Genomic DNA, 2,958 nt, shown 5'->3' on the forward strand with positions numbered 1-2,958 from the left:
GTCAGACGATGGGCTCCCGGCCCGGGATTCCTCAGACCCTTTGCCACGTGTTCCGGTCGCGGGCCATCGCGTGCAGGGCCTCCACGTCCGCCGGTTTCAGGACGCCCCCCTGCCGGGACAGGGCGTCCAGCTGCGCGTCGGTCAGGACGTGGACCTCGCGAGGGGCCGTGGGGACGGTCACCGCCGCCGGGTCCACCAGGACGAGGACGGGGCGGACCTCGGCCGTCAGGGCGTAGGAGGCCCGGTCGGCGGCGGCGCGGACGGCGCGCAGGAGGGGGTGGGGGTCACGGCGGCCCACGGTGACCAGGGGGTCGGCGATGGTCACGCGGTGCCTGCGGGCGTGAAGCGTGTGCAGGGCGAACAGGCCGCCGGGGCCGATCAGCAGATGGTGGACGCGGTCGCCGCCGGGCAGCGGCACCGAGTGCAGGGCGTGCCAGCCAGCGCCGTCCAGCCGGTCCAGGGCGTCGCCGACCGCCTGCTCGGCCTCCAGGGCCCTGCGACGAGGATCGGGCCGCAGCCTGCGGGCCGGGCCGGGGTCGCGGTCGAGGGCGACGAGCAGGGCCTCGCCCGGGCGGTTGGGGGCCAGGTCGTCGTCGGGGTGGAGGGCGAGGCGGGCCAGTTCCGCCGGGGTGGGCACGGGCGGCGGTCCGACCGTGACCGGGCCGGTGATGAAGGGGCCGAGGGCCCTCATGACGTCGTTCTCGCGGTCCGCGCCGAGGAGGTTGACCCGGGCCGCCTCCCGGTCGTACCAGGCGATGTTCCTGCCGTCCGGGAGGCAGACGTACAGCCGCTCACGGCCGTGCCGCCAGGTCGGTACGACGCGCAGTCCGTTCATGCGGCATCACCCCCGACCATGGGAACAGGCGGGGTGCTGCCGGTGCAAGAACCCGGATCCCGTGGGGAGGAGTTGGGCCTGCCGGCGGATCGGCCGCCGGGAGGACGCCGTGCCTGGTCGACGCCGCGCGGGCCCTCGTCTGGAACGAGGTCGTCCCCGGGCTGTGGAGGGGGGTCACGCGTACACGGGGTCGACGGGCCATGCGGAGTTCGCCGTAGTACGGGAGGAGCCGACCTGGTGCGGACGCTGCTGCGGTTGCCGGGGCACGGGCCGGATCCGGCGTGCCGCACAGGTGTGGCCGCTGCTACCGCGGCTACAACCGCTCGGGGCTGGTCGCCGCGCGCGCTGATGCGCCGGGGCAGCTCCGCCGAGGCGGCGATCCGGCTGCTCCGGGAGCGCCGCTCGCCCCGGGCGCTGCACAACGACCTGTTCGTCGAGTGCCTGCGGGCCGGGCCGGCCACGGCCCGGCTGCTGGAGGAGCCGACCGAGTAGCACGGCACACGGCCGCCCTCGCGCGCAAATGGGACTTCCCTACGAATAAGGTGTACGCGGCCGACGGTCGTGTCCGCGCCACGTGAGGAACCGTGAACCGTAGGAGTGCAGTGCCCCGCAGCCGTCCCGGAAGCCGCCCCGGCCCTCCTGAGCGCCGGCTCGGCCGGGTCGTGCGCCGGGCCGTCGCCGGCGTGCTGGTGCTGGCGGCCGCCGCGGGCTGCGGGGACGCCGGGGAGCTGGAGGGCGCGGGGTCCACCCCGACGGCGGTCGGCCCCGCGCGGCTCTGGCCGGAACTGACCCCGGCGTCCAGTCCTGCCTTCGAGATCGGCGAGGTGAACACGGAGCCGGTCAAGGGCGTCGAGGTCCCCGCCGACGGGGACATCCGCCGGGTGGACCCGGTCGGGATCGTCCGGGCCGAGATCGACGCCAACCCCGGCGACTACGCCGGCGACAAGGCGCCCTACCGCGACACCAACCGCCGGATGGCCGACTGCGCCAGGGGCCCGGGGCACGGGGAGTGCCCCGTACTCAGGCCGTACTACCGGGACCTGACCGGTGACGGGCGCGACGATCTGACGCTGGGATTCCGGCTGCTGCCCGGCCAGACCACGGCCGTGCGGGTCTACACCGTCGACAAGGACCGGCTCATGCAGGTGATGGCGTGGGAGGACGCGCTCAGCGGCGTCGAGCTGGCGGGGCGTTCCCTGGTCATCCGGTCGCCGTCGGAGGTCGCGGGCTACGAGTACCGGTTGCAGTGGACCTGGGACCGGGACCAGCGGGCCATGCTCCTCACCCACGACGAGATGCTGCGCACCGGCCCGCGGGGGCACTCCCGGCACCCGTCGGCCCCGTCCTCCGCCTCGCCCTCCGCCTCGCCCTCCCCGTCGGTCTCGCCCTCCGCGAGCGGCGGATGAGAGCCGTGCTGCCCCGGTGGTCCGGGACGCTCGCCGTGAAGGCCGCCGTCTTCATCACGGTGATGTGCTGCGCGCTCGCCGCCCTGCTCGGCGTCCTGGTGCACGTGCAGGTGACGAACCAGACCGTCGGCCAGGCCCGTCAGCAGGCGCTGCAGCGGCTTGCGCAGGCGACCGAGCGGTACGAGGCCGGGGACGCGCTGCGGCGGGGCGCCGGGGTGGATCCGCCGGGGCTGCCCGGGTCCCTGCGGGAGCTGGCGGTCGACGGCGACCGGGGCACGATGGTCGCGGACCTGGAGGGGCGCCCCGTGATGTGGGCGGCTGGACCTGTGGACGGCGGCCGGGCCCTGGCGGTGGCGGTCGACTACTCCCAGCAGGCGAGCACCATCGACGGGCTGGACCGGGCGATCCTGTGGTCGTCGGGGCTGGCGATCGGGGCGACGCTGCTGGTCGGAGCGTTCGCGGTGACGCGGGTGACCCGGCGGTTGCACGCCACGGCGCTGGTGGCGCGGCGGATCAGCGCGGGCGACCTGGACGCGCGCGTGAACGATCCTCGCACCCGTCCCCGCCCGGGGCCGAGGGACCGGACGCGTCTCAGGAACCCGGCACGGCCGGACGACCCGGCGCGGCCGGGGAAACCGGCGTGGCTGAAGAAGCAGGCGCAGCCGACGGACCCGGCGCAGCCGAGCACCCCGGCGCAGCCGACGACCCCAGCGCGGC

General features: G+C 75.7%; 2 protein-coding genes and 2 pseudogenes. 3 read left to right on the plus strand and 1 reads right to left on the minus strand.

The features are described from left to right. Positions 1 to 31: 31 nt before the first annotated feature. Entirely contained in the window at positions 32 to 835 is an 804-nt protein-coding gene (locus RIN80_RS23520) for a nuclease-related domain-containing protein (RefSeq protein ID WP_309097636.1), read from the minus strand. Between the two features lie 113 nt (positions 836 to 948). On the opposite strand from RIN80_RS23520, the pseudogene RIN80_RS23525 reads away from it, so the two are divergent. The 3 genes and pseudogenes from RIN80_RS23525 to RIN80_RS23535 form a co-directional block, all read left to right on the plus strand. Continuing rightward, positions 949 to 1,327: pseudogene (locus RIN80_RS23525) on the plus strand (protein phosphatase). A gap of 110 nt (positions 1,328 to 1,437) precedes the next feature. Next, positions 1,438 to 2,241, plus strand: a complete 804-nt coding sequence (locus tag RIN80_RS23530; RefSeq protein ID WP_375141788.1) for a hypothetical protein — start codon at positions 1,438 to 1,440, stop codon at positions 2,239 to 2,241. Continuing rightward, positions 2,238 to 2,958: pseudogene (locus RIN80_RS23535) on the plus strand (hypothetical protein); the annotation flags it as partial. The gene RIN80_RS23530 and the pseudogene RIN80_RS23535, both read left to right, overlap by 4 nt.

Source organism: Streptomyces sp., assembly GCF_031181705.1.
GTDB lineage: Bacteria > Actinomycetota > Actinomycetes > Streptomycetales > Streptomycetaceae > Streptomyces.

Excerpts from the sequence above, each read along its gene's own strand:
- RIN80_RS23520 (WP_309097636.1), bottom strand. The coding sequence starts at position 835 with ATGAACGGACTGCGCGTCGTACCGACCTGGCGGCACGGCCGTGAGCGG.